The organism is Methylobacterium sp. E-065 (assembly GCF_022829605.1).
Classification (GTDB): Bacteria; Pseudomonadota; Alphaproteobacteria; order Rhizobiales; family Beijerinckiaceae; genus Methylobacterium.
On record NZ_JAKSYD010000156.1, the window covers coordinates 1 to 311 of the forward strand.

General features: G+C 60.8%; 1 pseudogene. It reads left to right on the plus strand.

Annotated features, from left to right (window positions below):
* Positions 1–114: 114 nt before the first annotated feature.
* A pseudogene (locus MKK84_RS20705) lies at positions 115–311 on the plus strand (Crp/Fnr family transcriptional regulator); the annotation flags it as partial.

Below are 311 nucleotides of genomic sequence, written 5' to 3' on the forward strand. Positions count from 1 at the left end.
CCATAACAGTCACAGTCACTTACCTGCTACCAAGCGCAACAATCCATCATATGACGGGGTTGATCTTCTAGTCTGGACGTAGGGAGGCAGATCGCCCTTCGCTGCCGTGGCCCGATGCAAGATGCACTGATCCGCAAGCTCGAAAGCTTCGAGGAACTGAGCGACGCCGACCGCGCCGCTCTGCGGGCGTTTGTGCCACGGGTGCGGAATGTGTCAGCGCGGACGGACCTGATCTCGGAAGGCGACACGCCCAGCGACGTTCATCTCATCCTCGACGGCTACGCCTGCCGCTACAAGATGCTCCCGGACGG